General features: G+C 62.6%; 22 protein-coding genes. 12 read left to right on the top strand and 10 right to left on the bottom strand.

Annotated elements, in window-relative coordinates; all coding sequences use genetic code 11:
* The first annotated feature begins 287 nt into the window (after nucleotides 1–287).
* Entirely contained in the window at nucleotides 288–617 is a 330-nt protein-coding gene (locus AC1DV9_RS03405; protein ID WP_310290391.1) for a hypothetical protein, read from the top strand.
* 15 nt (nucleotides 618–632) lie between these two features.
* On the opposite strand, the gene AC1DV9_RS03400 is transcribed toward AC1DV9_RS03405, so the two are convergent.
* A complete protein-coding gene (locus tag AC1DV9_RS03400; RefSeq protein WP_477946192.1) occupies nucleotides 633–4,253 on the bottom strand; it encodes a hydantoinase B/oxoprolinase family protein in 3,621 nt (1,206 codons plus the stop codon).
* A 90-nt stretch (nucleotides 4,254–4,343) separates the two neighbouring features.
* Here AC1DV9_RS03400 and AC1DV9_RS03395 point away from each other — a divergent pair, with 90 nt between their 5' ends.
* The 8 genes from AC1DV9_RS03395 (at nucleotide 4,344) to AC1DV9_RS03360 (ending at nucleotide 12,937) form a co-directional block, all read left to right on the top strand.
* A complete protein-coding gene (locus AC1DV9_RS03395) occupies nucleotides 4,344–4,901 on the top strand; it encodes a winged helix DNA-binding protein (protein WP_405049554.1) in 558 nt (185 codons plus the stop codon).
* Nucleotides 4,902–5,116: 215 nt separating this feature from the next.
* On the top strand, nucleotides 5,117–6,250 hold the full coding sequence (locus tag AC1DV9_RS03390) for a transporter substrate-binding protein (RefSeq protein ID WP_477946190.1): 1,134 nt from the start codon (nucleotides 5,117–5,119) through the stop codon (nucleotides 6,248–6,250).
* Nucleotides 6,247–6,828 carry an ANTAR domain-containing response regulator gene (locus tag AC1DV9_RS03385; RefSeq protein WP_477946188.1) on the top strand — a complete coding sequence of 194 codons (582 nt, stop codon included), beginning with the start codon at nucleotides 6,247–6,249 and terminating at the stop codon, nucleotides 6,826–6,828. The genes AC1DV9_RS03390 and AC1DV9_RS03385 overlap by 4 nt, the downstream gene beginning before the upstream one ends.
* Complete coding sequence (locus AC1DV9_RS03380) at nucleotides 6,828–7,676, top strand: ABC transporter permease (protein WP_112388866.1); 849 nt, start codon at nucleotides 6,828–6,830, stop codon at nucleotides 7,674–7,676. The genes AC1DV9_RS03385 and AC1DV9_RS03380 overlap by 1 nt, the downstream gene beginning before the upstream one ends.
* Complete coding sequence (locus tag AC1DV9_RS03375; protein WP_477946376.1) at nucleotides 7,673–8,593, top strand: ABC transporter permease; 921 nt, start codon at nucleotides 7,673–7,675, stop codon at nucleotides 8,591–8,593. The genes AC1DV9_RS03380 and AC1DV9_RS03375 overlap by 4 nt, the downstream gene beginning before the upstream one ends.
* A gap of 25 nt (nucleotides 8,594–8,618) precedes the next feature.
* Nucleotides 8,619–10,238 carry an ABC transporter substrate-binding protein gene (locus AC1DV9_RS03370; protein ID WP_112388864.1) on the top strand — a complete coding sequence of 540 codons (1,620 nt, stop codon included), beginning with the start codon at nucleotides 8,619–8,621 and terminating at the stop codon, nucleotides 10,236–10,238.
* Nucleotides 10,239–10,307: 69 nt separating this feature from the next.
* The gene (locus AC1DV9_RS03365) at nucleotides 10,308–11,252 is read left to right on the top strand and encodes an acetamidase/formamidase family protein (RefSeq protein ID WP_112388863.1); all 945 of its coding nucleotides are present in this window, start codon (nucleotides 10,308–10,310) and stop codon (nucleotides 11,250–11,252) included.
* Nucleotides 11,249–12,937, top strand: coding sequence for an ABC transporter ATP-binding protein (locus tag AC1DV9_RS03360; RefSeq protein WP_477946187.1), 1,689 nt, complete (start codon nucleotides 11,249–11,251; stop codon nucleotides 12,935–12,937). Before AC1DV9_RS03365 ends, AC1DV9_RS03360 begins: the two co-directional genes overlap by 4 nt.
* Before the next feature lie 43 nt (nucleotides 12,938–12,980).
* Here the strand turns inward: AC1DV9_RS03360 and AC1DV9_RS03355 are convergent, their stop codons facing one another.
* The 9 genes from AC1DV9_RS03355 to AC1DV9_RS03315 all read right to left on the bottom strand — a co-directional run bounded on the left by AC1DV9_RS03355 (nucleotide 12,981) and on the right by AC1DV9_RS03315 (nucleotide 21,670).
* Nucleotides 12,981–13,778: a transporter substrate-binding domain-containing protein gene (locus AC1DV9_RS03355; protein WP_310290404.1), complete on the bottom strand. Its 798-nt coding sequence runs from the start codon at nucleotides 13,776–13,778 to the stop codon at nucleotides 12,981–12,983.
* Nucleotides 13,779–13,840: 62 nt separating this feature from the next.
* A complete protein-coding gene (locus AC1DV9_RS03350) occupies nucleotides 13,841–14,569 on the bottom strand; it encodes an amino acid ABC transporter ATP-binding protein (protein WP_112538745.1) in 729 nt (242 codons plus the stop codon).
* The gene (locus AC1DV9_RS03345) at nucleotides 14,553–15,206 is read right to left on the bottom strand and encodes an amino acid ABC transporter permease (protein ID WP_112388859.1); all 654 of its coding nucleotides are present in this window, start codon (nucleotides 15,204–15,206) and stop codon (nucleotides 14,553–14,555) included. Before AC1DV9_RS03345 ends, AC1DV9_RS03350 begins: the two co-directional genes overlap by 17 nt.
* Nucleotides 15,207–15,213: 7 nt before the next feature.
* On the bottom strand, nucleotides 15,214–15,897 hold the full coding sequence (locus AC1DV9_RS03340) for an amino acid ABC transporter permease (RefSeq protein ID WP_112516446.1): 684 nt from the start codon (nucleotides 15,895–15,897) through the stop codon (nucleotides 15,214–15,216).
* Between the two features lie 48 nt (nucleotides 15,898–15,945).
* Nucleotides 15,946–16,701, bottom strand: a complete 756-nt coding sequence (kduD, locus tag AC1DV9_RS03335; RefSeq protein ID WP_477946185.1) for a 2-dehydro-3-deoxy-D-gluconate 5-dehydrogenase KduD — start codon at nucleotides 16,699–16,701, stop codon at nucleotides 15,946–15,948.
* 4 nt (nucleotides 16,702–16,705) lie between these two features.
* The gene (kduI, locus tag AC1DV9_RS03330) at nucleotides 16,706–17,542 is read right to left on the bottom strand and encodes a 5-dehydro-4-deoxy-D-glucuronate isomerase (RefSeq protein ID WP_477946183.1); all 837 of its coding nucleotides are present in this window, start codon (nucleotides 17,540–17,542) and stop codon (nucleotides 16,706–16,708) included.
* Nucleotides 17,539–18,309: a GntR family transcriptional regulator gene (locus AC1DV9_RS03325; protein WP_112598023.1), complete on the bottom strand. Its 771-nt coding sequence runs from the start codon at nucleotides 18,307–18,309 to the stop codon at nucleotides 17,539–17,541. Before AC1DV9_RS03325 ends, kduI begins: the two co-directional genes overlap by 4 nt.
* Nucleotides 18,310–18,505: 196 nt before the next feature.
* Nucleotides 18,506–20,419, bottom strand: coding sequence for a DUF5054 domain-containing protein (locus AC1DV9_RS03320; RefSeq protein WP_477946180.1), 1,914 nt, complete (start codon nucleotides 20,417–20,419; stop codon nucleotides 18,506–18,508).
* Nucleotides 20,420–20,656: 237 nt separating this feature from the next.
* A complete protein-coding gene (locus tag AC1DV9_RS03315) occupies nucleotides 20,657–21,670 on the bottom strand; it encodes a LacI family DNA-binding transcriptional regulator (protein WP_477946178.1) in 1,014 nt (337 codons plus the stop codon).
* Between the two features lie 180 nt (nucleotides 21,671–21,850).
* Between AC1DV9_RS03315 and AC1DV9_RS03310 the strand changes: the two genes are divergently transcribed.
* From AC1DV9_RS03310 to AC1DV9_RS03300, 3 genes are all read left to right on the top strand, one after another.
* The gene (locus AC1DV9_RS03310; protein WP_477946176.1) at nucleotides 21,851–22,879 is read left to right on the top strand and encodes an ABC transporter substrate-binding protein; all 1,029 of its coding nucleotides are present in this window, start codon (nucleotides 21,851–21,853) and stop codon (nucleotides 22,877–22,879) included.
* Between the two features lie 78 nt (nucleotides 22,880–22,957).
* On the top strand, nucleotides 22,958–25,198 hold the full coding sequence (locus AC1DV9_RS03305) for an ABC transporter permease (RefSeq protein WP_477946175.1): 2,241 nt from the start codon (nucleotides 22,958–22,960) through the stop codon (nucleotides 25,196–25,198).
* Nucleotides 25,195–26,256, top strand: coding sequence for an ABC transporter ATP-binding protein (locus tag AC1DV9_RS03300; RefSeq protein ID WP_477946173.1), 1,062 nt, complete (start codon nucleotides 25,195–25,197; stop codon nucleotides 26,254–26,256). The genes AC1DV9_RS03305 and AC1DV9_RS03300 overlap by 4 nt, the downstream gene beginning before the upstream one ends.
* The last annotated feature ends 5 nt before the right edge of the window (nucleotides 26,257–26,261 follow it).

Here is a 26,261-nt window from a genome sequence, read left to right as displayed (position 1 = left end):
CGCATGGAAGGAGCGAAGGCGGTCTTCGCCGCTTCTTCGCTCGCATTGTCATATTATCGATAAAAAACAGAACTGGAAAAAGCAATGCCGAAGTTTGCAATTGCTGGCCTTGACAGCGAGGCGCGTCCGGCCGGAGCGGCAAGCGATTTTTCCTGCGGCTATATATTCTATTAATTTAGACGCCTTATGATTGCGCCTACAAATATCCGTAACCCATTATTTAGACATCATTAAAAGACTTTCGCTTTCCTGATGAACGACCAAACGAACGACAAATTGAGCGCCCGATGAGCGAATATCAGAACCGAGCCGTCGAACTCATGCAAACGCTGATCGGCAACCAATCCACCGCGGACATCAACGACCGCCGCAACGCCTTCATCTTCAGGGCCATCGGGCTCTACCAGGCTCTGGGTGGCGACCCGGAAGCCGTGCAAGGCGTCGTCGAGAAGGTCTATGCCGTCCGCGCGCCGCGGATCGATACCGCCGTCGGCGATCTCATGTACAATCTGGCAGGCGTCGGCCATGCCTCGGATCTCGACATCATCCAGGCTGCCTATAACAAGCTCGATCAGGCCACGCCTTCAGCTGTTCCGCTGAAGCGCGCCCGTACCTGATCTCCGTCGCCGGCCTCAAGCCTTCCCGTAGCCACCACCTGTCGGCGTGGTGACGATGAAGGCTTCGCCGGCTTCCAGCTGCGTGTGGGCACTGCCGATCAACACATCGAGCGCGCCGGAATTCCGGCGCACGGCATTGCGGCCAAGCTCGCCCGGCTCCCCGCCTTCAAGCCCAAAGGGCGCCACGCGGCGGTGGCCGGAGAGAATCGCGAATTCCAGCTTTTCACGTGCCCGGATCGTCCTTTCCGTGCCGTCGCCCGCCGACCATTTTCCGCGGCCGCCGGAACCCTTGCGGATATGGAAATCCTCCAGAACGACAGGGAAGCGCGTTTCCAGAATCTCAGGATCGGTCAGCCGTGAATTGGTCATATGCGTGTGGACGGCGTCCGCGCCGTTGAAGCCCGGGCCAGCGGGCGCACCGGAGCAGATCGTCTCGTAATACTGATAGGTCGCGTTGCCGAAGGTCAGGTTGTTCATCGTCCCCTGCGCCGCCGCCATGGCGCCGACCGCACCGAAGAGGCAGTTGGTGACCGCCTGGCTGACCTCGACATTGCCGGCAACCACAGCCGCCGGATATTCCGGCGTCAGCATCGTGCCCTTGGGAACGATGATGCGGATCGGCCGCAGGCAACCGGCATTCATCGGGATATCGGCCTCGACGAGGACACGGAAGACATAGAGCACGGCCGCACGGGTGACCGGCTGCGGCGCGTTGAAATTGTCGGCGCGCTGCGGCGAGGTGCCGGTGAAATCGACGGTCGCCTCGCGCTTTTCCTTGTCGACGGTCACCTTGACGACGATCTTGCAGCCCTGGTCCATCTCATAGCTGAATTCGCCGTCCTTGAGACGGTCGAGCACACGGCGCACGCTCTCGGCGGCATTGTCCTGGACATGGCCCATATAGGCATCGACGACATCCTCGCCGAACAACGCGATCATCTTTGCGAGCTCGGCGACACCCTTTTCGTTGGCCGCCACCTGCGCCTTGAGATCATTGACGTTCTGCGCCAGCTGGCGAACCGGATAGCGGGCGCCGGTGAGCAGCGCCGCGAGCTCTTCTTCGCGGAAACGGCCTCGGTCGAGGAGCTTGAAATTGTCGATATAGACGCCTTCCTCCTCGATATGGGTCGCGAGCGGCGACATCGATCCCGGAGCAATGCCGCCGATATCGGCGTGATGGCCGCGGCTGGCCACCCAGAAGCGAATGCGGCTTCCTTCGTTGTCGAAAACCGGCGTGCAGACCGTCAGGTCGGGCAAATGCGTGCCGCCATTGTAGGGCGCGTTGATCAGGAACACATCACCCGGGTAAATGACCGGATTCTCGCGGATCGCAGTCGCCACCGAAGCATCCATCGAACCCAGATGCACCGGCATATGCGGCGCGTTGGCGACGAGATTGCCTTCGGCGTCGAAGACGGCGCAGGAGAAATCGAGGCGTTCCTTGATATTCACCGAGTAGGCGGTGTTCTGTAGCGTCACGCCCATCTGCTCGGCGATCGACATGAAGAGATTGTTGAAGATCTCCAGCATGACCGGGTCCGCCTTGGTGCCGATCGCTGTGCGCTCCGGCAGCGCCTTGATTCGGGTCAAGACGATATGGTCATGAACCGTCAGCTTCGCCTGCCAACCGTCTTCGATAACGATCGTCTGGTTCGGCTCGATGACGATTGCAGGACCTGTCACGGTCTGCCCTGATTGCATCGAAGAGCGGAGAACGACAGCCGCGTCATGCGCTTCGCCCTGCGAATGGAAGCGCGTACGCCGCGCGGATTCTGCTTCCCCGCCAGTGCCCTCCTGGTTGCTGACATCGATCTGCGCCGCCGCACCACCAATCGTCTCCACCTCGATCGCCTCGACCACCAGCGGCTTGTCTTCGGCAACGAAGCCGAAGCGACGCTTGTGCAGCTTTTCGAACTCTGCCCGCAGTCGCACAGCATCGTCGGCGGCAGGAAACAGCGTTTCGACCGAGATCAGCGTATCCGTGCCGGCATAGCGGACATGGGCGCGCGCAATGGTTTCGATGGCAGAAGCCGGAACGCCCTGTGCCTCTAGCTCCGGAGCGCATTCGCGCTGCAGCTCGGCTGAAAGCGCCGAGATCGCCGATGGCGCATCAGCATCGAGCGGAACGCCGAGGGCCTTCTGGCGGGTGGCCCGGATATCGGCGAGGCCCATTCCATAAGCCGAGAGTAGACCGGACATCGGATGCAGCAGGATGCTCTTCATGCCGAGCGCATCGGCCACAAGGCAGGCATGCTGCCCACCGGCGCCGCCAAAGCAGTTCAGCGCATAACGGGTAACGTCATAGCCGCGCTGGACGGAGATCTTCTTGATCGCCTCGACCATATTGGCGACGGCGATACGGATGAAGCCATCGGCCACTTCTTCCGGGCTCCTGCCGTCACCGATCCGGGCTGCCAGTTCGGCGAATTTCGTGCGGACAGTCTCGACATCGAGCGGCTGATCCTGGTTCGGCCCGAAGATCGCCGGGAAGAATTCCGGCAGCAGCTTGCCGGTCATGACATTGGCGTCGGTGACGGCGAGCGGCCCGCCGTTGCGATAGCAGGCAGGGCCCGGATGAGCACCAGCCGAATCCGGACCGACGCGAAAACGGTTGTCCTCGAAATGCAGGATCGACCCGCCGCCGGCGGCCACCGTATGGATCAGCATCATCGGTGCGCGCACGCGGACGCCCGCGACTTCGGTCTCGAAGGCCCACTCATACTCGCCGTCGAAATGCGCGACGTCGGTGGAGGTGCCGCCCATGTCGAAGCCAATGACACGCGAGAAACCCGCCTGCTCGCCGGTCTTCGCGAGGCCGACGACACCACCAGCCGGACCGGAAAGAATGGCATCCTTGCCCTGAAACATATCGGCCGCGGTCAGACCGCCCGATGACATCATGAACATGACGCGGGCGCCAGTGCGCTTGATGTCGAGCTCATCGGAAACCTGCGCCACATAGCGGCCGAGCACCGGTGACAGATAGGCATCGACGACGGTCGTATCGCCACGGCCGACGAGCTTGATCAGCGGCGAGACTTCGTGACTGACCGAAACCTGCTCGAAACCGAGCTCGCGGGCGATGCGCGCGACGGCTGCCTCGTGGGCCGGGAATTTGTAGGCATGCATGAAGACAATGGCGAGCGCCCGGTAGCCTTCGGTGCGCAGGGCCTCCAGCGCATGGCGCGCCTCAGCCTCATCGAGCTCCGACTCGACCGTTCCGTCGGCCAGCACGCGTTCGCCGATCTCGGCAACCGTATCGTACAGCGCATCCGGCTTGATGATCTCGGTCGCGAAGATCTTCTTTCGCTCCTGATAGCCGATGCGCAGCGCATCGCGAAAGCCCTTGGTGGTCACCAGCGCCAGCCGCTCACCCTTGCGCTCCAGCAGCGCATTGGTCGCAACCGTCGTGCCCATCCGCACTTCGCCGATCAGCCCGGCCGGGATGGCCTCGCCTGCAGTCAACCCGAGATGAAGACGAATGCCGTGGACCGCGGCGTCACGATAAGCGGCCGGATTTTCGGAGAGAACCTTGCGTGCGTGCAATTCGCCCGCGGGGTCGCGGGCGACGATATCGGTAAAGGTACCGCCGCGATCGATCCAGAAATCCCAGCGCTTGGTATCCGTCGCTTGCATTGAACCGTCCTCAAGATGGGTTGCGGAATTGCACGTTGATAAAATATCGATAAAATGACGACATATTCTCGTCAAGGCAGGAGAGCGAAAATGGCTGACGGCAAAAACAGGGATATGAGTGCTGACGCCTTTCCCGGCATCACCTCGTTCGGCCCGATCGTCTCCTCCGCCCATCTCGCCGAAGGCGGCTCGCCCGCTTTGTCGGAGATAGAGTACGGCCTCATCCTCGCCTCGCATGCCTTCGACCGCTGGATCGTCCGCTGCATGGCGGCGGCCGGATTTCCGGGCCTGTCGCCGATGGAAATCCTCATCCTTCACTCGATCCGCCATCGCGACCGGGAAAAGAAGCTCGCCGATATCTGCCTGGTGCTCGATATCGAGGACACGCATGTGGTCACCTATGCGATCCGCAAGCTCCAGGCCGCAGGCCTCTTGACGACGGGCCGCACCGGCAAAGAAAAGACCGTGAAGATCACCGACAAGGGCGCCGAAGCCTGCAACACCTATGCAGACGTCCGCCGACATCTGCTTGTCGATCCGACCGCCAATGCCCGCCCCGCGGAGCAGACGCTGTCCGAAACTGCCGCCATCCTGCGCTTCATTTCGGGCGCTTTCAACCAAGCGGCGCGGGCAGCCGCGACGCTCTAGGCACCGGCGAGAGCCGGCCCGAAAATTGTTGATCGCCACACGCCGTTTGTGGCCTTGACAAAGATCCGATGCCTGTATTTTATTCAAGCCTGCGGATTAGGCAGACGAGCCATACCGCATTCACATGACTCCGATAGTCGCTGGGCAGTTTCGCCCCATGACGCCCCATCGATGATGGGCCCGCGTCGTGGGGTTTTTGGTTTTTTGGGTTCCGCATGACCGACGCGCTGAAAATCGGCATTCTCTACTCGACCACGGGGCCCTACGGCTCGATGGGACGGGATGCGCGCGACGGCGCGGAATTCGCGCTGGCGGAAATTTCCGCCGCCCGCCAGGTGAGGATCGAGCCGGTCTTCTTCGACCCGCATGCCGATCTTGCCGCCTATCTGGAAGGCGCGCGCCAGTTGCTGCGCGCCGGCTGCCGTCATATCGTCGGCACGATCACCTCTGCCGCCCGCAAGGAAGTCATTCCGCTGGTCGAAAAGCATGACGGCTTGCTCTGGTACATGTGCCCCTACGAGGGTTTCGAAGCCAACGAGAACGTCATCTATGTCGGCGGCTGCCCGAACCAGCATCTGATCCCGCTGTTCGAACACCTGATCCCGCGCTTCGGCACCCGCCCCTATCTCGTCGGCGCCAACTATGTCTGGGGCTGGGAGATGAACCGGCTGGCCCGCGAACTGATCACCAATGCCGGCGGCGAGGTGCTTGGCGAACGCTATCTGCCGCTGGAGGAAACCGCGGTCGAGCGTCTCGTCGCCGATATCGAGCAGCGCCGCCCGAGCTTCATCCTCAACAATCTGATCGGTCCGTCGAGCTACGCTTTCCTGGCCGCTATCGGCAAGCTTGCCGAGCGCGATCCGGCCTTCCGTCCGGAAAATTGCCCCGTCGTCAGCTGCGACCTGATGGAATGCGAACTTGCCGATATCGAACCCGGCAAGGCAATCGGCCAGCTTTGCGCCGCCTCCTATTTCGACAATCTCTCGACACCCGAAAACCTGTCCTTCAAGATCCGTGTCGCGGCCCGCTATGGCGCGAACCGGCGCATTTCGAGCGTCTTCGCCAGCGCCTATACGGCGGTCAAGCTCTGCGCCGATGCGATCATCGCCGCAGGCAGCGACGAACCGGCCGCCGTGCGCCGCGAACTCTACGACACGCAGCGCCCAAGCCTGTTCGGCTCGATTGCCATCGACCGCGAAACCCATCATGCGCCGCTGCCCTTCCATCTCGGCCAGATCAATGCCGAAAATGGCTTCGACGTCGTGGCATCGCGGCCGCCGCTTGCTGCCGATCCCTATCTGACCGGCCGTAACAAGCCTACCTCTCCGAAATTACGGGTGGTCTCATGAGAGAAACCCCGAATTTCACCGGCTGGCACGCTGCCATCATCCATCGCGAAGACAGCAACACCGAGAGACTGATCCGTCAGCTCCGGCTGCTCGGCATCCGCACCAGCCTGCAATGGGCGCCGCTTGCGGCGACCGACCTGCCCGATCTCGTCATCGTCGATGCCGACCAGGGCTGGGATGACCTGCTGCCCTGGAAGGATCCGGGAGCGGCCTGCCCCGTCGTCGCCCTTCTCGGCTCCGAAGCGCCGGGCCGCATTGCCTGGGCGCTGGAACAGGGCGCCGGTGCCATCATCGCCAAACCGATCGCCACGTCCGCCGTCTATCCGGCCCTCGTCATGGCCGTCTCTATTCATCAGGAACGCAAGAACAATGCCGAACGGCTGCAATATCTCGAAGAGCGCGTGCGCCTTCGTCCCCTCGTCCATGCCGCGGTGGAAAAGCTGATGGCCGCACACCGGGTCGATGAGGAGCGCGCCTACGCGATCCTGCGCGATTGCGCCATGCGCCGCCGCCTGCCGATGGAGCAGATCGCCGCCTTTATCGTCGGCGGTGCCGAGCCCCTGCCGGAGGCCGGTTGATGCGCGTGCTGAAAGAAATGCTGCGCCAGCCTGCGGCGCTGTTCGGCCTCGTGGTCGTCTTGCTCGTCGTCGTCATGGCGATCGCCGCGCCGTGGATCGCGCCCTTCGACCCTGACAATCAGATGTTCGACGGCCTCTCGCTTGAAGGCGCACCGCTCCCGCCCGGCGGCCAGTTCCTGCTCGGCACCGATACGCTCGGCCGCGACCTGTTCTCGCGACTGCTCTATGGCGCGCGCACCTCGCTGGTCATCGGCCTGGTGGCAAACGGTATCGCGGTGGCGATCGGCCTCTTCGTCGGCATCATCGCCGGCTATGTCAAAGGCTTCGCCAGCAATGTGCTGATGCGCTTTACCGACCTGATGATGGCCTTCCCGGCGCTGCTGCTCGCCATCGTGCTTGCCGCCCTGCTGCGCCCGAGCCTGTGGATCGTTGCGATGGTCATTGCACTCGTGAACTGGGTGCAGGTCGCCCGTATCGTCTATACCGAGACCCGTGGCCTCTCCGAGCGTGACTTCATCATGGCCGAACGCTCGCTCGGCGCCGGTCATATGCGCGTGCTCTTCATGCATATCCTGCCGCATCTGGTGCCGACGGCGATCGTCTGGGGCACACTCGGCATCGCCACGACGGTGCTGCTCGAAGCAACGCTCTCCTTCCTCGGCATCGGCGTCCAGCCGCCGCAGGCTTCCTGGGGCAACATCATCTTCGAAAGTCAGAGCTACTTCCAGGCGGCTCCCTGGCTGGTGTTCTTCCCCGGCATCGTCATCCTGCTGACCGCGCTGTCCTTCAATCTCGTCGGTGACGCGCTGCGCGATATCCTCGACCCGACGCAGCGGGGGAGAAACTGATGTTGCTGGTTCTTCGCCGCCTCGCCCAGGCGTTTCTGATCCTGCTCGGCGTTGCCGCCATCACCTTCGTGCTGCTCTATGCGCTTCCCGCCGATCCGGCGCGGATGATCGCCGGGCGCAGCGCCACGGCGCAGACGGTTGCCAACATCCGCCACGAGCTCGGCCTCGACCAGCCGCTGCTCGTGCAGTTCTGGCATTATCTGACCAACCTGCTCTCCGGCAATCTTGGCCGCTCCTATGCCCAGAAGACCGATGTCTGGACGCTGATCGTCGCCCGCCTGCCGGCCACGCTGACGCTGATGCTCGCCGGTATCCTCGTTGAAGTCATCCTCGGCCTGACGCTCGGAACGATCGCCGCCATCCGCCGCGGCGGCTTCGTCGACCGTCTGGTGATGATGGCCTCTTTCGTCGGCGTCTCCGCCCCGCAATTCGTCGTAGCGCTGCTGCTTCTCTACGTCTTCGCCGTCACGCTCGGCTGGTTTCCGATGAGTGGCTACGGCACGCTTGCCCATGTCGTGCTGCCGGCCACCACGCTCGGCGTTCTCGGCGCCGGCTGGTATGCCCGCATGGTGCGCTCGGCGATGATCGACGTGCTCAATCAGGATTATGTCCGCACCGCCCGCGCCAAGGGTCTGTCGTCCCGCCGCATCATCTTCCGCCATGCGCTGCCCAACGCCATCCTGCCGATCATCGCGATGATCGGTATCGACATCGGCCAGTTCATGGGCGGCGTGGTCGTGGTCGAGGCCGTCTTTGGCTGGCCCGGCATCGGCCAGCTCGCCTGGCAGGCGATCCAGCAGGTGGATATTCCGATCATCATGGGCGTGACGCTGACATCGGCGCTCGCCATCGTCATCGGCAATCTGCTTGCCGACCTCATTGCGCCGGTCATCGACCCGCGTATCCGCACACGTTGACAGCAACCAAAGAAGGGGAACCAATATGTTCAAAAGCTGGCTTCGAATGACAACCATGGCATCGGTGGTGGCGCTGGCGCCGCTCTCGGTCATGGCACAGGATGCACCCAAGCAGGGCGGCGACATTATCGTCACCTACAAGGACGATATCGCCACCCTCGACCCGGCCATCGGTTACGACTGGGTCAACTGGTCGATGATCAAGAGCCTCTATTCGCGCCTGATGGACTATGAGCCGGGTACACCGAACCTCGTTCCGTCGCTGGCCGAAAGCTTCACCGTTTCGGATGACGGCCTCACCTACACGTTCAAGCTCCGCAAGGGCGTGAAATTCTCGAACGGCCGCGAAGTCGTCGCCTCCGACGTCAAGTATTCTATCGAACGCGCCGTCAACCCGAAGACGCAGGGCCCGGGCGCCGGCTTCTTCGGCGCCATCAAGGGCTTCGAGGACGTGACGGGCGGCAAGTCCGAGACGCTTTCCGGCATCGAGACGCCTGATGCAGGCACCGTCGTCTTCACGCTGTCGCGTCCGGACGCCACCTTCCTGCACGTTCTCGCCATCAACTTCGCCTCCGTCGTTCCGAAGGAAGCAGTCGAGGCAGCAGGCGGCGATTTCGGCAAGAAGCCCGTCGGCTCCGGCACCTTCACCCTGAAGGACTGGACGATCGGCCAGAAGCTCGTGTTCGAGCGCAACAAGGACTACTTCGTCAAGGACGTCCCGCATGTCGACAGCTTCACGGTTGAAGTCGGCCAGGAGCCGCTGGTCGCACTGCTGCGCCTGCAGAAGGGCGAAGTCGATATCGCTGGCGACGGCATTCCGCCAGCCAAGTTCCTCGAGATCAAGAACTCCGCCGACGGCGCAAAGATGATCGTCGATGGTGCGCAGCTCCACACCGGCTACATTACGCTGAACACCAAGGTAAAGCCGTTCGACAACGTCAAGGTTCGCCAGGCCGTCAACATGGCCGTCAACAAGGACCGCATCACCCGCATCCTGAACGGCCGCGCAACGCCTGCCAACCAGCCGCTGCCGCCGCTGATGCCGGGCTATGACAAGTCCTTCACCGGCTATACCTACGACGTTGCCAAGGCCAAGGCGCTTCTCGCCGAAGCCGGTTTCCCGGATGGTTTCGAAACGACGCTCTACTCCACCAACACCGATCCGCAACCGCGTATCGCCCAGGCGATCCAGCAGGATCTGGCCGCTGTCGGCATCAAGGCTGAGGTTCGTGCCCTGGCGCAGGCCAACGTCATATCGGCCGGTGGCACCGAAGGCGAAGCACCGATGATCTGGTCGGGCGGCATGGCCTGGATCGCCGACTTCCCGGATCCGTCCAACTTCTACGGCCCGATCTTGGGTTGCTCCGGTGCGGTTGCCGGTGGCTGGAACTGGTCCTGGTATTGCAACAAGGATCTCGATGCCCGCGCTGTTGCGGCAGACTCGATGTCCGACCCGGCAAAGGGTGCTGAACGCACCGCTGCCTGGGGCAAAATCTTCACCGACATCATGGCCGATGCGCCGTGGGTTCCAGTGATCAACGAGCGCCGCGTCGTTGCCAAGTCGCTCCGCATGGGCGGCGCCGACAACGTCTATATCGATCCGACGCGCGTCATCAATTACGACGCGATCTACGTCAACCAATAAGCCCTGACGGGTGAACGCCCTCCCGGCTCCGGCCGGGAGGACGCCATAAGAACGAGGGAGACACACAAGATGTGCATTGCCTGCACCCACACCATTCACCGCGCCCAGCACAATTTCGGCTGGAACAAGGATTTTGCCCCGGCCGTTGTCGCCAAGCCGGGCGAGACGATCCATTTCGAATGTATGGATTCCTCGGGCGGCCAGCTCGGCCGCGATGCGACCCTCGATACGCTGCGCGATCTCGATTTCGGCAAGATCAACCCGGTTTCCGGCCCTGTCTATGTCGAGGGCGCGAAACCCGGCGATGCGCTGAAGGTAACGCTGCGCAAATTCATTCCGTCGGGCGTCGGCTGGACGGCCAATATTCCTGGCTTCGGCCTGCTCGCCGACCAGTTCAAGGAGCCGGCGCTGCATGTCTGGTCCTATGATGCCAACAGCATGGTTCCGGCGCTCTTCGGCCCCGGCGGCCGTGTGCCGTTGAAGCCTTTTGCCGGTACGATCGGCGTGGCTCCGGCAGAGCCCGGCACCCATTCCGTCGTCCCGCCCCGCCGCGTCGGCGGCAATATGGACATCCGCGACCTGACGGCCGGTGTCACCCTCTACCTGCCGGTAGAAGTCGATGGCGCACTGTTCTCGATCGGCGATACGCACGCCGCCCAAGGCGACGGCGAAGTCTGCGGCACGGCGATCGAAAGCCAGATGAATGTCGAAGCGACGATCGAGCTCGTCAAGGACGCTCGGCTGCAGTCGCCGCGCTTCACCACGACGGAGCCGGTCACCCGCCACCTCGACGGCATGGGCTATGAAGTCACGACCGGTATCGGCCCCGATCTAATGACGGGCGCGCGCGAAGCCGTCATGCGGATGATCGATCTTCTGACGGTCGAACACGGCCTCAACCCTGTCGATGCCTATATGCTCTGCTCGGTCTGCGGCGATCTGCGCATCAGCGAAATCGTCGACATGCCAAACTGGGTGGTGTCCTTCTACTTCCCGAGGATCGTATTCTCGTGACATTGCCCGCCACTCCAGCGCCGGTCCTTTCCGTCCGCAATCTCAGCGTCGATGCACGCACGCCCGAAGGGCTGAAGCCTGTCCTCAGGGATATCAGCTTCAGCCTCTCAAGCGGCGAAACGCTCTGCATCGCCGGCGAATCCGGCTCGGGCAAATCGGTGACCTCGCTCGCCATCATGGGACTGCTGCAGAAGGCGTCGCTGCGCGTCACGTCCGGCAACATCCTGCTTGGCGAGCGTGACCTGCTGACGCTGTCGAACCGCGCCATGCGCAGCGTGCGCGGCGGCGATGTCGCCATGGTGTTCCAGGAGCCGATGACCTCGCTGAACCCGGTGATGTCGATCGGCGCGCAGCTGACCGAGGCGATCCGCGAGCACCAGGGCAGCGAGAATGCCGAGGCGACAGCGCTGAAGATGCTGGATGCGGTGCAGATCACCGATCCGGCGCGGCGGCTGAAGCAATACCCGCATGAGCTGTCAGGCGGCATGCGCCAGCGCGTGATGATCGCCATGGCGCTCTCCTGCCAGCCGAAGGTGCTGATCGCCGACGAGCCGACGACGGCGCTCGATGTCACGGTTCAGGCGCAGATCCTCAAGCTGATGCGCGAGCTGAAGGCCGAGTTCGGCACCTCGATCGTGCTCATCACCCATGACATGGGCGTGGTCGCCGAAATGGCCGATCGCGTGCTGATCATGCAGAACGGCCGGATCGTCGAGGAAGGCCCATCGCTCGCCATCTTCAACCGTCCCCAGGAAGACTACACGAAACAGCTTCTCGCCGCTGTGCCGCGCCTCGGCGCACTTGCCGGCACCGATGGCCCGCCGCGCGTGACGCCGCGCAAGATCGAGCCTGAACGGACGGGCGCCGCACCCGTGATCGCCGTTCGCGATCTCGACGTCCACTACGGCAGCCCGGTCGGACGGTTCTTCAAGGGCAAGCCGCAGGTACAGGCCGTCAGCGGCGTCTCCTTCGACCTGATGCCCGGCCAGACCCTCGGTCTCGTCGGTGAAAGCGGGTCCGGCAAGTCGACGACGGGCAAGGCCGTGCTCGGCCTCATTCCCTTCACCGGCAGCGTGCTGATCGACGGCCAGAACATTGCCGGCCTGACGCAGCGCCAAATGCGCCCGGTTCGCCGCTCCGCGCAGATGATCTTCCAGGATCCCTATGCCTCGCTCGACAGCCGCATGGCCGTCGGCCCCGCCATCGCCGAACCGATGCTCATCCACGGCATCGGCAACAAGAGTGAGCGGCAGGATCGTGTCGCCGAACTGCTGCGTCGCGTCGGCCTGACGCCGGATGCGGCAACCCGCTATCCGCACGAATTCTCGGGCGGCCAGCGCCAGCGCATCTGCATCGCCCGCGCACTTGCCGTTGGCCCGAAGGTGATCGTCGCCGATGAGAGCGTGGCAGCACTCGACGTTTCCGTCCGCGCCAAGGTGCTGGATCTGATGCTGGAACTGCAGGAGACGATGGGGCTCGCCTATCTCTTCATCTCGCATGACATGGCGGTGATCGAGCGCATGTCGCATCACGTCGCCGTCATGCGCGGCGGCAAGATCGTCGAGACGGGAACGCGGCGGGAAATCTTCGAAAATCCGAAGGACGACTACACCAAGGCGCTGATCGCCGCGGTGCCGATCCCGGATCCCGAGGTCTATCAGAAGCGGGCGCAGGCGCTCGCTTGAAAGTCCGCCGGGGCCGCAAAGCCCCGGCGTTTCTTTTTGACGTTTACTGACGCGAGGTCAGATCGTCAGGCAGTTCGGCATTGTGGAACTTGCGATAGATATCGCGCAGCACCTTGTTGTCGAAATTGGTCTTCACCCAACCATCGAGCCAGCCCTTCAGCGCCGTTTCGCCCTTGGGTATACCGATGCCGAGATTGGTTTCCTTCTGGGTGAACTTTATCTGCAGCGGATTGGCGGTCATCTTCTTGTTGATGCCGTTGATGACGGCCGACTGGCTGGAGAGAATATCGACCTGGCCGGAGACGACGGAGGTGATCAGCGTCGCATCGTCTTCGAAGCGAACGATGTCGGCACCCTTGGCCTTGGCCGTGATGTCCTGGTCGTTGGTGGTGGCGCGCGTGACGCCGATGCGCTTGCCGTCGAGATCGGCATAGTCCTTGATCGCGGCGTCGGCCGGACCGGCTACGACGAGCGCCAGCGTTGCGTAGGGAACCGAGTAATCGATCGCCTTCTTGCGTTCTTCGGTGATGCCGAGCGAGGAGACGACCATGTCAGCCTTGCCCGTCTGCACCGAGGGAACGCGGGCGGCGTTGGTGATTTCCACCAGTTCCAGCTCGACGCCAAGATCCTTGGCGATCAGCTTTGCGGTTTCGACGTCCGAGCCTGTCGGCTTCAGATTTTCGTCGACGAAGGAATATTCCGGAATGCCCATCGCAACCGCGATACGCACTTTTCCGGCCTTCTTGATATTGTCGAGCACATCGGCATTGGCGGCCGATGCGAAGGCCAGCAGGCTGGCGCCCGCGATGAGTGCCAGTTTCGAAATCATTGTCGTCGGCATATGAGTCTCCTCTCTCGTTTACCCGACCCTGCGCGCATGCGTGCAGGTACTCCTCCTTGAATTCAGAGCTCTTCGGCCATGAATTCCTTCAGTTCCGGCGTCTGGGGATTGGAAAGGATGTCTGCTCCTCCCGTCTCCCAGACCTTGCCGGTATGCATGTAGATGACGCGGTTGGCGGCGCGTTTGGCGAAGCCCATCTCGTGGGTGACGACGATCATCGTCATGCCGCCGCGGGCGAGATCTTCCATGACGCGCAGCACTTCGCCCGTCAGCTTCGGATCGAGCGCCGAGGTCACCTCGTCGAACAGCATCACCTTCGGCTGCATGGCGAGCGAACGGGCGATCGCCACGCGCTGCTGCTGTCCGCCGGAAAGCTGTTCCGGATAATTGTCGATCTTTTCCGACAGGCCGACCTTGGCGAGAACCTCAGTGGCGATCTCGCGGGCCTGATCCTTGCGCATCGACTTCACGCGGCGCAGCGCCAGCATGATGTTTTCGGCCACCGTCATGTGCGGGAAGAGATTGTAGCTCTGGAACACCATGCCGATATCCCGGCGCAGCGAGCGCAGATCGAGCTTCGGATCCTCGACCCGGTGGCCGCAGACCTCGATCGTGCCGTCCTGGATGGTCTCCAGCCGGTTGATGCAGCGCAGCGCCGTGCTCTTGCCCGAACCGGACTGGCCGATCAGCGCCACGACTTCGCCGGCGTTGATTTCGAAGGAGACGCCCTTCAGCACCTCCAGGGCGCCGAAGCGCTTGACGACATTGGTGAGTTTAACGGCGGCCGACATTGAGTTTCCTCTCAAGCGAACGGCTCCAGACCGACAGCGGATAGCAGACGCAGAAGTAGAAGAGCGCTGCGACGCCGAAGACCAGGAACGGCTGGAACAGGGAGTTGTTGATGACCTGCGCGGCGCGCGTCAGCTCCAGGAAGCCGACGACGGACGCAAGCGAGGTGTTCTTGACGAGCTGCACGAGGAAGCCGACCGTCGGCGGCGTGGCGATCTTCAGCGCCTGCGGCAGGATGACGTCGCGCAGCGCCTGCCAGCGGGTCAGACCCAGGCATTCGGCAGCTTCGAACTGGGTCTTGGCGATCGATTCCACCGAGCCGCGCCAGATCTCGCCGAGATAGGAGCTCGAATAGACCATCATGCCGAGACCGGCGGCGGCAAGCGGCGGCACCGAGATGCCGAAGACGCCGAGACCGAAATAGAGCAAAAACATCTGGATCAACAGCGGCGTGCCCTGGACGATCTGGATGTAGACGAGAGCGGTGCGCCGCAGCCAGCGGAAGCGCGAGATGCGCGCCAGCATGACGAAGAAGCCGGCAATGCCACCGAGGATGAAGGCGAGCGCGGACAGCACGATCGTCCAGAGCAGGCCATCCAGCAGATAGATCAGGTGATTGGTCGAGAAAGCTCCGAGCATCGTCACCTCACACGCCGAGCCCGAGCCGGCGGCGGCGCGGGAATGCAATGAGGCCGAGCCCGAAGAAGGCGGCACGCATCAGATAGGTGATGGCGATATAGAGAAGCGCGACGACGAAATAGGTTTCGAGCGACCGGAACGTGTTCGACTGGATATTGTTGGCGACACCCGTCAGCTCCTCGGCCGAAATCTGCGAGCAGATCGAGGTCGACAGCATCATCAGGATGAACTGGCTGGAGAGCGCCGGATAGACGCGCTCGATCGCCGGCAGGAGGATGATATCGCGATAGATTTGCAGTTTCGAGAGGCCAAGCGCTTCGGCCGCCTCGATCTGGCTCGGATGGATGGAATCCATCCCGGCGCGAACGATCTCTGCCGTATAGGCGCCGACATTGATCACCATGGCGAAGACGGAGGCGGCAAGGATCGGCAGTCGGAATCCGATGGACGACAGCCCGAAGAAGATGAAGAAGATCTGCACGATGAACGGCGTATTGCGCACCGCTTCGATATAGATGCCGACGACGGTGCGCAGCAGCGGCACATCGGACCGGCGCGCGATGGCGCAAGCGATGCCGATCGCAAGCCCGATGATCACCGAAAACACGGTAATCTCGATCGTCGTCAGCGCGCCCGACAGGAAATCCTGCCAATAGGGCATCAGCGCCGCAAAATCGAACTGGTACTGCATGTCTCCTCCAGACGCGGCCCGCGAGCGGGCGCGAATTCACTCATTCGTTCAGCGCGCCAGCCAGCCGCCATCGACAGGGATCACGGTGCCGTGGACGTAGTCGGATGCGGCCGATGCCAGGAACACGGCAGCCCCGCCAAGTTCGGCGGGCGTGCCCCAACGGCCAGCCGGGATGCGTGCCAGGATCGCGGCACTGCGGTCCGGATCGTCGCGCAGCGCCGTGGTGTTGTTGGTGACGAAATAGCCGGGCGCGATCGCGTTGACGTTGACGCCCTTGCCCGCCCATTCGCAGGCGAGCAGCCGGGTGATGCCGGCAAGCCCGCTTTTCGAAGCCGTATAGGACGGGATGCGGATTCCGCCCTGGAACGAGAGCAGCGAGGCAATGTTGATGATCTTGCCGCGGCCCTTCTCGATCATGTGACGGCCGGCCGCCTGCGACAGGAAGAAGGCGGTCTTCAGATTGGTGTCGATGACCGCGTCCCAATCTTCCTCGGTGAAATCCACCGCATCGGCGCGGCGGATGATCCCGGCATTATTGACCAGAATATCGAGGCCGCCGAAGACCGAAACCGTCTCCGAGACAATATCCTTGACCGGCGCGATGCTGCCAAGATCGGCCTTGATGGCGTGAAAGCGGACACCCGCCTTGCTGACCAGCGCCTCGGTCTCGTCCATCGACGAACGGCCGACAGCGACGATTGCGGCACCGGCTTCGGCGAGCGCCAGCGCAATGCCCTGGCCGATGCCGGTATTGGCGCCGGTGACGACGGCGGTGCGGCCCGAGAGATCGAAGGGATTGGCCATCGTCCTACCTCAGATCCGCAATGGCGATATGGTCCATATCGGTGAAGCTCTTGTTGTCACCGGCCATCGCCCAGATGAAGCTGTAGTTCTTGGTGCCGGCGCCCGAATGGATCGACCAGGGCGGCGAGATGATCGCCTGCTCGCTGGCAACCAACATGTGGCGGGTCTGCTGCGGCTCGCCCATGAAATGGAAGACGCGCTGATCGGCTTCGAGATCAAAATAGAGATAGGCTTCCATGCGCCGGTCGTGGGTGTGGGACGGCATGGTGTTCCAGACGCTGCCCGCATCGATCATCGTGAAGCCCATCGTCAGCTGGCAGGACTGGCAGACCTCCGGATGGATGAACTGGTAGATCGAGCGCTTGTTGGCGGTCGCAGCTTCCCCCGGCGTCAGGTGGCGCGCCTTGTCGCGGGTCAGGAGAACGGTCGGATGAGTCTGGTGCGCCGGCGTCGAGACCAGGTAGAACTTGGCCGGGTTTGCCGCATCGGCGCTTTCGAAGCTGACGGCCTTGGTACTCTTGCCGACATAGAGGCAATCATATTTGGCGAGATCATAACGCTTGCCATCAACGGTGACGCTGCCGGCGCCGCCGACATTGAGGGCACCGAGCTCACGTTCGGCAAGGAACGTCTCCTGGCCGATTTCCTTCGGCGCACCAAGGACCAGCGCAGCCGCAAGCGGCGTGGCACCACCGATCACCATGCGATCGTAATGCGAATAGGTCAGCCTGATGTCTCCGCCTTCAAAGACGGTCTCGATCAGGAAGTGGCGGCGCAGCGTCTCGGTGTCGTAGCCACGGACGGCTTCCGGATGGGACGCGTGACGGACGTCGATCTTCATTGAATTTTTCCCTTCTGATCAGCGGATGCCAAGGGAGATTTCGCATCCTCGATGAAATAGTTCGGATCCCAGATTTCAGCCTTCTCGACTTCGCCGAGCAACTTGCCGAGATGGAAGGCCATGGCCGAGGCAGCACCCGCCTTGTCGCCTGCCTTCATGCAGTCGATGACGGTGGAGTGCTCTTCGATGACACGGGCGAGACGCCCTTCCTGCGGCAGGGTCAGCAGGCGGTAGCGGTCGGAATGGACCTTGACCTGCTGGATGATCGCCCAGATGCCGGGAAAGCCGGCGATATCGCTGATCAGCTTGTGAAAATCATTGTCGACCACATGGAAAGCGGCGACATCGTCGTCGCGCACGCAGGCGCTGAGATCGGCAAGATTGCGCTCCAGCAGACGCAGACCGGCAGGGGTCATCTTCTCGACGGCGATCGAGACAGTGGTGTCCTCAAGCGCCTTGCGCACAAGGATCGCCTCGTAGAGCGCATGGCGCGGAATGCGGGACACGAAGGTTCCGGACTGCGGAAAGACATCGACCAGACCATCGTCCGACAGACGCAGCATCGCTTCGCGGATCGGCGTGCGACTGACGCCGAACTGCGCTTCCAGCTCCTTCTCGTTCAGGAGATCCATCGGCTTGCGGCGGAGCGAGATGATGTCGTCGCGCAGCGCGTTATAGACCAGCGTCGCGGCACGTGGCGCGGCGGCTCGCTGATGCGAGAGATGGGTAACGCCGGCGAGCGAGCGCTTCTTGCGGGTCTCGCTCATCGCGTCCCGGCCCCCGTTTCAATCGTGATGCGCTGACCTGTTGTCCTCACCCGTCGCCACCTCCCGTTGGCTTGGCAAGAAGTAGTATATTAGTATCCAACTTAGCGCAAGCGGGCAAAGGCAAAGACTTTTCCACAACGGAAAAGCCGCGGAGATCGCTCTCTGCGGCTTATTTTTGCTATTATTTTTCAGATACTTAAATTTCTGAAAGCCTGAAGCGGGCGATGATATCGCCCTCGCACCACATCGGAAAATTCGTGCCCCACTTGTTGTTGTGGAGATTGAAACGGATACCGCCGGAGAAATCCGGACGCGCCTTGCAGAAGGTCATGAAATCCCAGCTTGCAGGCGCTGCGAGCGGCGTATCCAGCGGCTCGATCTGCAGCGCACCGGTGCGTGCGGCGCTGACGGACTGCAGCTGCGCCCCGCCGCTTTCGGCGATCGCGCCCGACGTGTGCCAAAGCCCCATCTTGCAGAAACTCCACGCCGCATCCCCGGCAGGAGTGACGAAGAAGAAGCTCGCCTCCGGCATACGATTGGCAGGCTTGGCATGCAATGTCAGCTGAATGGAAAGCGCATCGCCTTCATCCAGGAACCGCAGCGAAACATACTTCGGCGCCCCATATGACGAGGATGCGCGCTCGGGCAGCGAGAGCAACATCATGTTGCCTGCAGCCGCCTCGAGAACCGGTGAAAACACTTGAGACAGCGCCACGCCGGATTGGCCGAGCCCCGGCTTGTCGTGATCGAGAACCGCCCATTCCTGACGGTGCGTCAGATAGGTGTCCATATGCCTGCCGACATCGGCGGCATCGTAGCTCTCGTAGCGATAGCCGAGAAGCGCGCCGCCCCGGCCCGGAATCACCGTCCCCGCCGGCGTTGCGATCGAGGTGATGTCGCCGCTTGCACCGTCGAGAACGATCGTCCAGCCGCCGGCTTTCAGGACGGTCTCCTTCCCTGAAAGCACCGGAAGTGCCGGAGCCGAAAGCGCGGAAACGGCATCCGCCGCCAGTGCGGCGTCCGCGGGATCGAGCATCGAGACGGCCTTGTCGAGATAATCGCGCTGCTCCTGCCAGGATCGTTCGGCATAGGCGAAGCGGTAATCCCCCTTGCGCGCCACCTCGAAATCCGGCCGCGACCAGGCCTTGTCGTCTCGGAGATAGGACTTGATATCGACGCCGCAGGTATGTTCGGCCACCATCGCCAGCTCACGGCCAAAAGCCAGACGGCTGCAGTTCAACCCCTCGCCCGCGAAGCGGTCATAGAGCCGCTGCAGCGCCAGGAAGCGGGCGGTCTTCTGCGGGTCGGTGGCGCTGCCATGGATCCAGCTGTCGCCGAGCTCGATCTCGAGAACCGGAAAGCGCTCGCGCGCTTCCCAGAGCAGCGCGCCGTAATCCTCCAGCGTCGCCGCGCGGATCACCGCATCCGGCTCGCGATTGCGGATCTCGCGCAGCGCCTCGGCCGTCTGCGGCACGCTTTGCGGGCCGATATTGTCGTTGGTATGGGCAAAGCTCAGCCCATCCGAGAAGCCGTCAGGGAAGTAGGTCTCGCCATAGGAGCGCTGATACATGACCACGACTTCCGCGCCATCAAGTGCCCGCCAGCGAAAAACATCCGGTACTTCCGGCGGCGGCGAGGCGGTGTTGACGCCGAGATGCAGGAAGCGGATCCCGGCTTCGGCGAGCAGCGGCACCATTCCGAGCGTATGGCCGGGCACATCCGTCATCTTCGCCGCAATCGTCGTCTTGCCGAAGCGGCGGTCGAGCTCCTGCGAATAGGACAGGCCAGCGCGGAAAAGATCCGGCGACATCAGCTCCGTATGCGTCGTGAACGGCAGGCCGTGCCAGCGGATCAGCCCGCGGTCGATCGCTTGCTCAAGGGCTGCGACTTCCGCAGACGAGCGCGAATTCAAATGATCCCAGATCAGCCAGGCGCCCGTCGTCCAGATGAACTTCGGCTCATCGGGATTCTCTGCATGGAAATGCGCCCCGGTTTCGATCGCCTGGGGAATGAACCGCTCGTGATACTGGCGGCGAACCTTCTCCGCGTGATCCGTGAAACCGATATCCAGATGGGTCTTGAAGACCAGATGCACGCGCTTTTCTGACATGTCCATTCCGCTCGCTGGCCTCGGCAACCGCACCGGCCGCCTCGACATCTACGAGACAATGTAAACGTGTTCAAGGCGACTTTTGCCGCAGGTTACAAAGCTGAGAGGTCAATGGATTGCACCTCTGCCCATTATAGACGAGAAATCATGACTTTATGTGGCAACAGTAGCTTTGCGTCGGAAACTTACAGCCTGTGAAAATCTGTGTAATCGTATGCACAGATCGGCTCAACACCGTCATCCGCCGCGGATCGACCCTCGCCAGATGAGCTCCGCATGCAGCCTGATCGACCGGCCCTGCCCGTCGTCCTCCGCGCTTCCGGGTTCCGCCAGAAAGGCGACTGCCTCGCGGGCGATGGCTTCGACGGGCTGGGCGAAAGTGGTGAGATCGTAGGATGACCAGGAGGTCTGCTCGATATCGTCGAAGCCGGCGACGCAGAGCTGATCGGGGACGGACATCATGAACTGATGACGGGCCGCGTCCATCACGCCGCAAGCGAGCAGGTCGTTGGCGCAGAAGATTGCGTCGGGCCTTTCCTTGCGGGTCAACAGCCGCTGGGCGACGACCTTGCCCGCCTCGTAGCCGGTCGGGCCGAAGCGCTCGACGGCGACCTCCATGCCGAGTGCTGCGGCGGCGGCAACGAAGCCGTACTCGCGGGCCATCAGGCTGGGCGTCCCGACTTCCGAATTGGCGAAAGCCAAGCGCCGGCAGCCGGCGCGCACGAAGGCGGTGAGGATACGGCTGGCAGCCTCCTTGTCGTCGAGATTGATCCTGAACGGGCCCGGCTGCGCGTCGTCGCGGTTGATCAGCACCAGCCGCTGGCCGTTCTTCAGGCAAAGCTGGGTGATCGACTTGTCGGGCTGGCCGGACAGGATGATCGAGGCATCGGCGCGGTAGCGAATCGCCTGCCGCAACGCCCGGTCAACACTGCCGTCGGAGCGGTCGGTATTGATCAGCATGGCGATCTTGCCGGAATTCTGCAGGTGCTGGGTGACCGCCCTGATCAGCGACGAGCGATAAGGCGTCCCCATCTCCGAAACGATCAGGCAGACAATGCCGCTCTCGTTGCGCATCAGCCCGCGAGCGAGATGATTGACGTGATATCCGAGCGCCTCGGCCGCCTCCATCACCCGCCTGCGTGTCTCGGGTGCTACGCTGGCCCCTGGCGTAAACGTGCGCGACACCGCCGAACGGGAAACCCCCGCTTTTTCCGCCACTTCCTGCGCGCTGACAAAGACTTTCGTGACCAACTGAATCTCCCCTTGCACGCGACTGTGCACGATATTGCAATTGCGTGCAATATCCCTGCGAATGGATTTATAACAGTTTTGTGACAAAAACTGTTGACAGGCTTTCTTGGGTCATGCAGCATTTGCACACGCTTGCAAAGGCGATCGGCGTGGAGGCGCCGCCACATCCAGGAGGAAAGAATGCGTTCAGCTAAACTTGCCGCGGCAGCGCTTGCCGCGAGTGTGACTTTTGCTGCCTTTTCGGCTCATGCCGCTGGCAATCTCAATGTGATCTGCTCGGCAGACCAGGAAGTCTGCGACCTCATGAAAGGGCTGTTCGAGAAGCAGTCCGACATCAAGGTCAACATGGTGCGCCTCTCGGCCGGCGAGACCTATGCGAAGATCCGCGCCGAGGCCCGCAACCCGAAGACCGATATCTGGTGGGCCGGCACCGGCGACCCGCACCTTCAGGCCGCCGCCGAAAATCTGACGCTGGAATACAAATCGCCGCTGTTCGACCAGCTGCAGGATTGGGCCAAGAAGCAGGCCGAAAGCGCCAAGTACCGCACGGTCGGCGTTTATGCCGGTGCGCTCGGCTGGGGCTACAACACCGACATCCTGAAGCAGAAGGACCTGAAGGAACCGAAGTGCTGGGCCGATCTGCTGGATCCGTCCTACAAGGGTGAAATCCAGATCGCCAACCCGAACTCCTCGGGCACGTCCTACAACACGCTGGCAACGCTGGTGCAGATCATGGGCGAGGACAAGGCCTTCGACTACCTGACGAAGCTGAATGCCAACGTCTCCCAATACACCAAGTCGGGTTCGGCACCGGTGAAGGCCGCCGCCCGCGGCGAGTCGACCATCGGGATCGTCTTCATGCATGACGCCGTCGCGCAGACCGTCGAAGGCTTCCCGATCAAGGCGGTCGCGCCTTGCGAGGGCACCGGCTATGAAATCGGCTCGATGTCGATCGTCAAGGGCGCCAAGAACCTCGAGAACGCCAAGAAGTGGTATGACTGGGCGCTCAGCGCCGATGCGCAATCGCACATGAAGGACGCCAAGTCCTTCCAGCTGCCGTCCAACAAGTCGGCCGAGATTCCGAAGGAAGCACCGAAGTTCGAGGACATCAAGCTCATCGACTACGACTTCGCCAAATACGGCAATCCCGATGTGCGCAAGGCGCTGCTGTCCCGCTGGGACAAGGACATCGGCGCCAAGGCCAACTGATTTCAAGTGATCTCGATGGCCGGCTGCCGATGGCTGCCGGCCGCCAAGCATAATGCCGTGCTCAAGCGGGAGCGAACCATGAAGAACCACAATCGCAGACTGGATATCGCTCTCGTCTTCGCCATTGCCGCCCTGATACTGCTCCCGTGGTATCGGATCGAAGGCGGCTTCTTCGGCCTTGGGTGGCTGTCTGATTTTCTGGGCGATCCCTCCACGGCGCCCGGCATCCTGCAGATCACCACCTATGGCCGATGGTGGCTCGCGATCGCCGTCTTCCTCGTATTGCTAGGCGGCATCGCGCGCTTCCTTCCCGATCCGAAGCAGCGCGCTACGCTACTGGCCTGGGCCGGCGGCCTGGGCGTGCTTTTCCTGACGATCGAGGGATTGGCGATCAATCTCTCCGGCTGGAGCTGGACATTCGCAGAAACCCTCTTCGGCGCGCTCCCTGACGGCCAGCCCTCGATGGGCGCTGGCGCGGTGGTGACCGGCCTTGTCTTCGTGTTTCTCTTCGCCTTCGGCCTTGCCGAACGCGGCGTGATGAAAGGCGACGCCTTCGTGGTCGGCGCCATAGCCATGCTGGTGTTCCTCGTCGCCATCTTCGTGTTCTACCCCGTCGGCAGCATGTTCGTCGGCGCCTTTCAGGATTTCGACGGCTCCTTCAACCCCACAGGCTTTCTCACCAATATCCAGGATTCCTCGGTCTGGAGCCTAGGCTGCGTCGTTGGCGGCGAGCGCTGCGGCGTTGCCTGGCGCACGCTCTGGCTGGCGATCATGACGGCGGCTGGCTCGACGACGCTTGGCCTCTGCTTCGCGCTGGTCGCCACCCGCACCCGCTTTCCCTACAAGAAGGGTCTGCGGCTGCTGACCATCCTGCCGATCATCACGCCGCCCTTCGTCGTCGGCCTGGCGCTCACCCTGCTCTTCGGCCGTTCCGGTGTCGCCACACAGCTTGTATCTTCCCTGCTTGGCGTCGAGCCCGGCCGCTGGCTCTATGGCCTGACCGGCATCTGGATTGCCCAGGTTCTATCCTTCACACCGATTTCCTTCCTGGTGCTGATCGGCGTCGTCGAAGGCGTCAGTCCGTCGATGGAAGAGGCATCGCAAACGCTGCGCGCCGACCGCTGGCGCACCTTCTGGCGCGTCTCGCTGCCACTCATGAAGCCCGGCCTCGCCAATGCCTTCCTCATCGGCTTCATCGAAAGCATGGCCGATTTCGGCAACCCGATGGTGCTCGGCGGCAGCCATGGCGTGCTGTCGACGGAAATCTTCTTTGCCGTCGTCGGCTCACAGAACGATCCGGCCCGCGCCGCCGTGCTCGCCATGATACTGCTCGTTTTCACCATGTCGGCCTTCATCGCCCAGCGTTTCTGGCTGCAGGGCAAGAGCTATGCGACCGTCACCGGCAAGGGCGATTCCGGCCAGCACATCGCCCTGCCGCGCGGCGTCTCGATTGCCGTTCATTCCCTCGTCATCCCATGGGCGATCTTCACCATCGTCGTCTACGCGATGATCCTGTTCGGCGGTTTCGTGCGCACCTGGGGCCTCGACAATACGCTGACATTCGAACACTACATCCGCGCCTTCTCGATCGGGTTCCGTGATGACGGCGGCCTGGCGTGGACGGGGGTCGCCTGGAATTCGTTCTGGACGACAATGGAGATCGCCCTGATCTCCGCCCCGCTCACGGCTGCTGTCGGCCTGCTGACCGCCTATATCATCGTCCGCCAGAAGTTCGTCGGCCGTAACGTCTTCGAATTCGCGCTGATGCTGAGCTTCGCGATCCCCGGTACGGTCATCGGCATCAGCTACATCATGGCCTTCAACCTGCCGCCGCTGGAAATGACGGGGACGGCGCTGATCCTCGTTGCCTGCTTCGTCTTCCGCAACATGCCGGTCGGCGTGCGCGGCGGCGTGGCGGCCATGAGCCAGCTCGACAAGAGCCTCGACGAGGCATCGCTGACGCTGCGCGCCAACAGCTTCCGGACGATCCGCAAAGTCATCCTGCCGCTGCTGCGCCCGGCGATCACCGCAGCCCTCGTCTATTCCTTCGTGCGTGCCATCACCTCGATCAGCGCCGTGATCTTCCTGGTCAGCGCCGAATACAACATGTCCACCGCCTATATCGTCGGCCTTGTCGAGAATGGCGAATACGGCGTTGCCATCGCCTATTCCTCGGCCCTCATCGTCGTCATGGTCACGGTGATCGCCGGCTTCCAGTTCCTCGTCGGCGAACGCCGCCTGCGCCGCGAAAACCGCGTCGCCATGGCGGCACCGGCGGCCATAGCATCCGCACCTCTCGGTCAGGAGAAAACCGCATGAGCAGCAACAAACCCGGTTCCGTCGTCTTCGAGAACGTGCGCAAGACATTCGGCGCCTTCACCGCGATCCCCGATCTGTCTCTAACCATCGAACCCGGCACGCTGGTGACGTTGCTCGGCCCGTCGGGCTGCGGCAAGACGACGACGCTGCGCATGCTCGCCGGTCTCGAACATCCGAGCGCCGGCCGCATCCTGATCGGCGGCAAGGACGTGACGATGCTGCCGGCCAACGAGCGCGATGTCTCGATGGTCTTCCAGTCTTACGCGCTTTTCCCGCACATGACCTCGCTCGATAACGTTGCCTACGGCCTGGAATCGTCGGGCATCAAGCGCAAGGAAGCGCGCGAGCGCGCCGAGGAAGGCCTGAAGCTCGTCGGTCTTGGCGGCATGGGCCAGCGGCTTCCGGCCGAACTCTCCGGCGGCCAGCAGCAGCGTGTCGCGGTTGCCCGGGCATTGGTGCTGGAGCCGCAGGTGCTGCTGCTCGACGAGCCGCTCTCGAACCTCGACGCCCGGCTTCGGCGCCGCGTCCGCACCGAAATCCGCGAGTTGCAGCAGCGGCTTGGCTTCACCGCCGTCTATGTCACGCATGATCAGGACGAGGCGCTTGCCGTCTCCGACCAGATCATCGTCATGAAGGATGGCGAAGTCGCGCAGAAGGGCGCGCCGCGCGATCTCTACGACCAGCCTGTGTCGGCCTTCATCGCCGACTTCATGGGTGAGGCCAATGTGGTGCCCTGCGATGTCATCGGCATCGACGGCGATCACGCGACGATCAATGTCGAAGGCCTCACCCATCGCATAACGGGCCGCAACATGCGACCCGGCCCGGCGCAATTGGCGGTCCGCCCGAACGCCATCACGCTGGCGCCGAGGAATGGCGGCGCCTTCAGCGGCCAGATCACCCATGCCGCCTATCTCGGCGATCATGTGGAGTACGAAGTCAAAACCAGTAACGGCACGCTCTTCGTCGTCGATCCCGCAGTGGAAAGGGCGTTCGCGCCTTTGACAGAGGTGGAGATCGGCTTCAAGGATCGCGGTATTGCTATCATCGGCGGCTGAGCGCC

This window comes from Rhizobium sp. 01L410, assembly GCF_056400165.1.
Note: the sequence above shows the minus strand (reverse complement) of the source record. Positions and strands in the feature narration are given on the sequence as shown.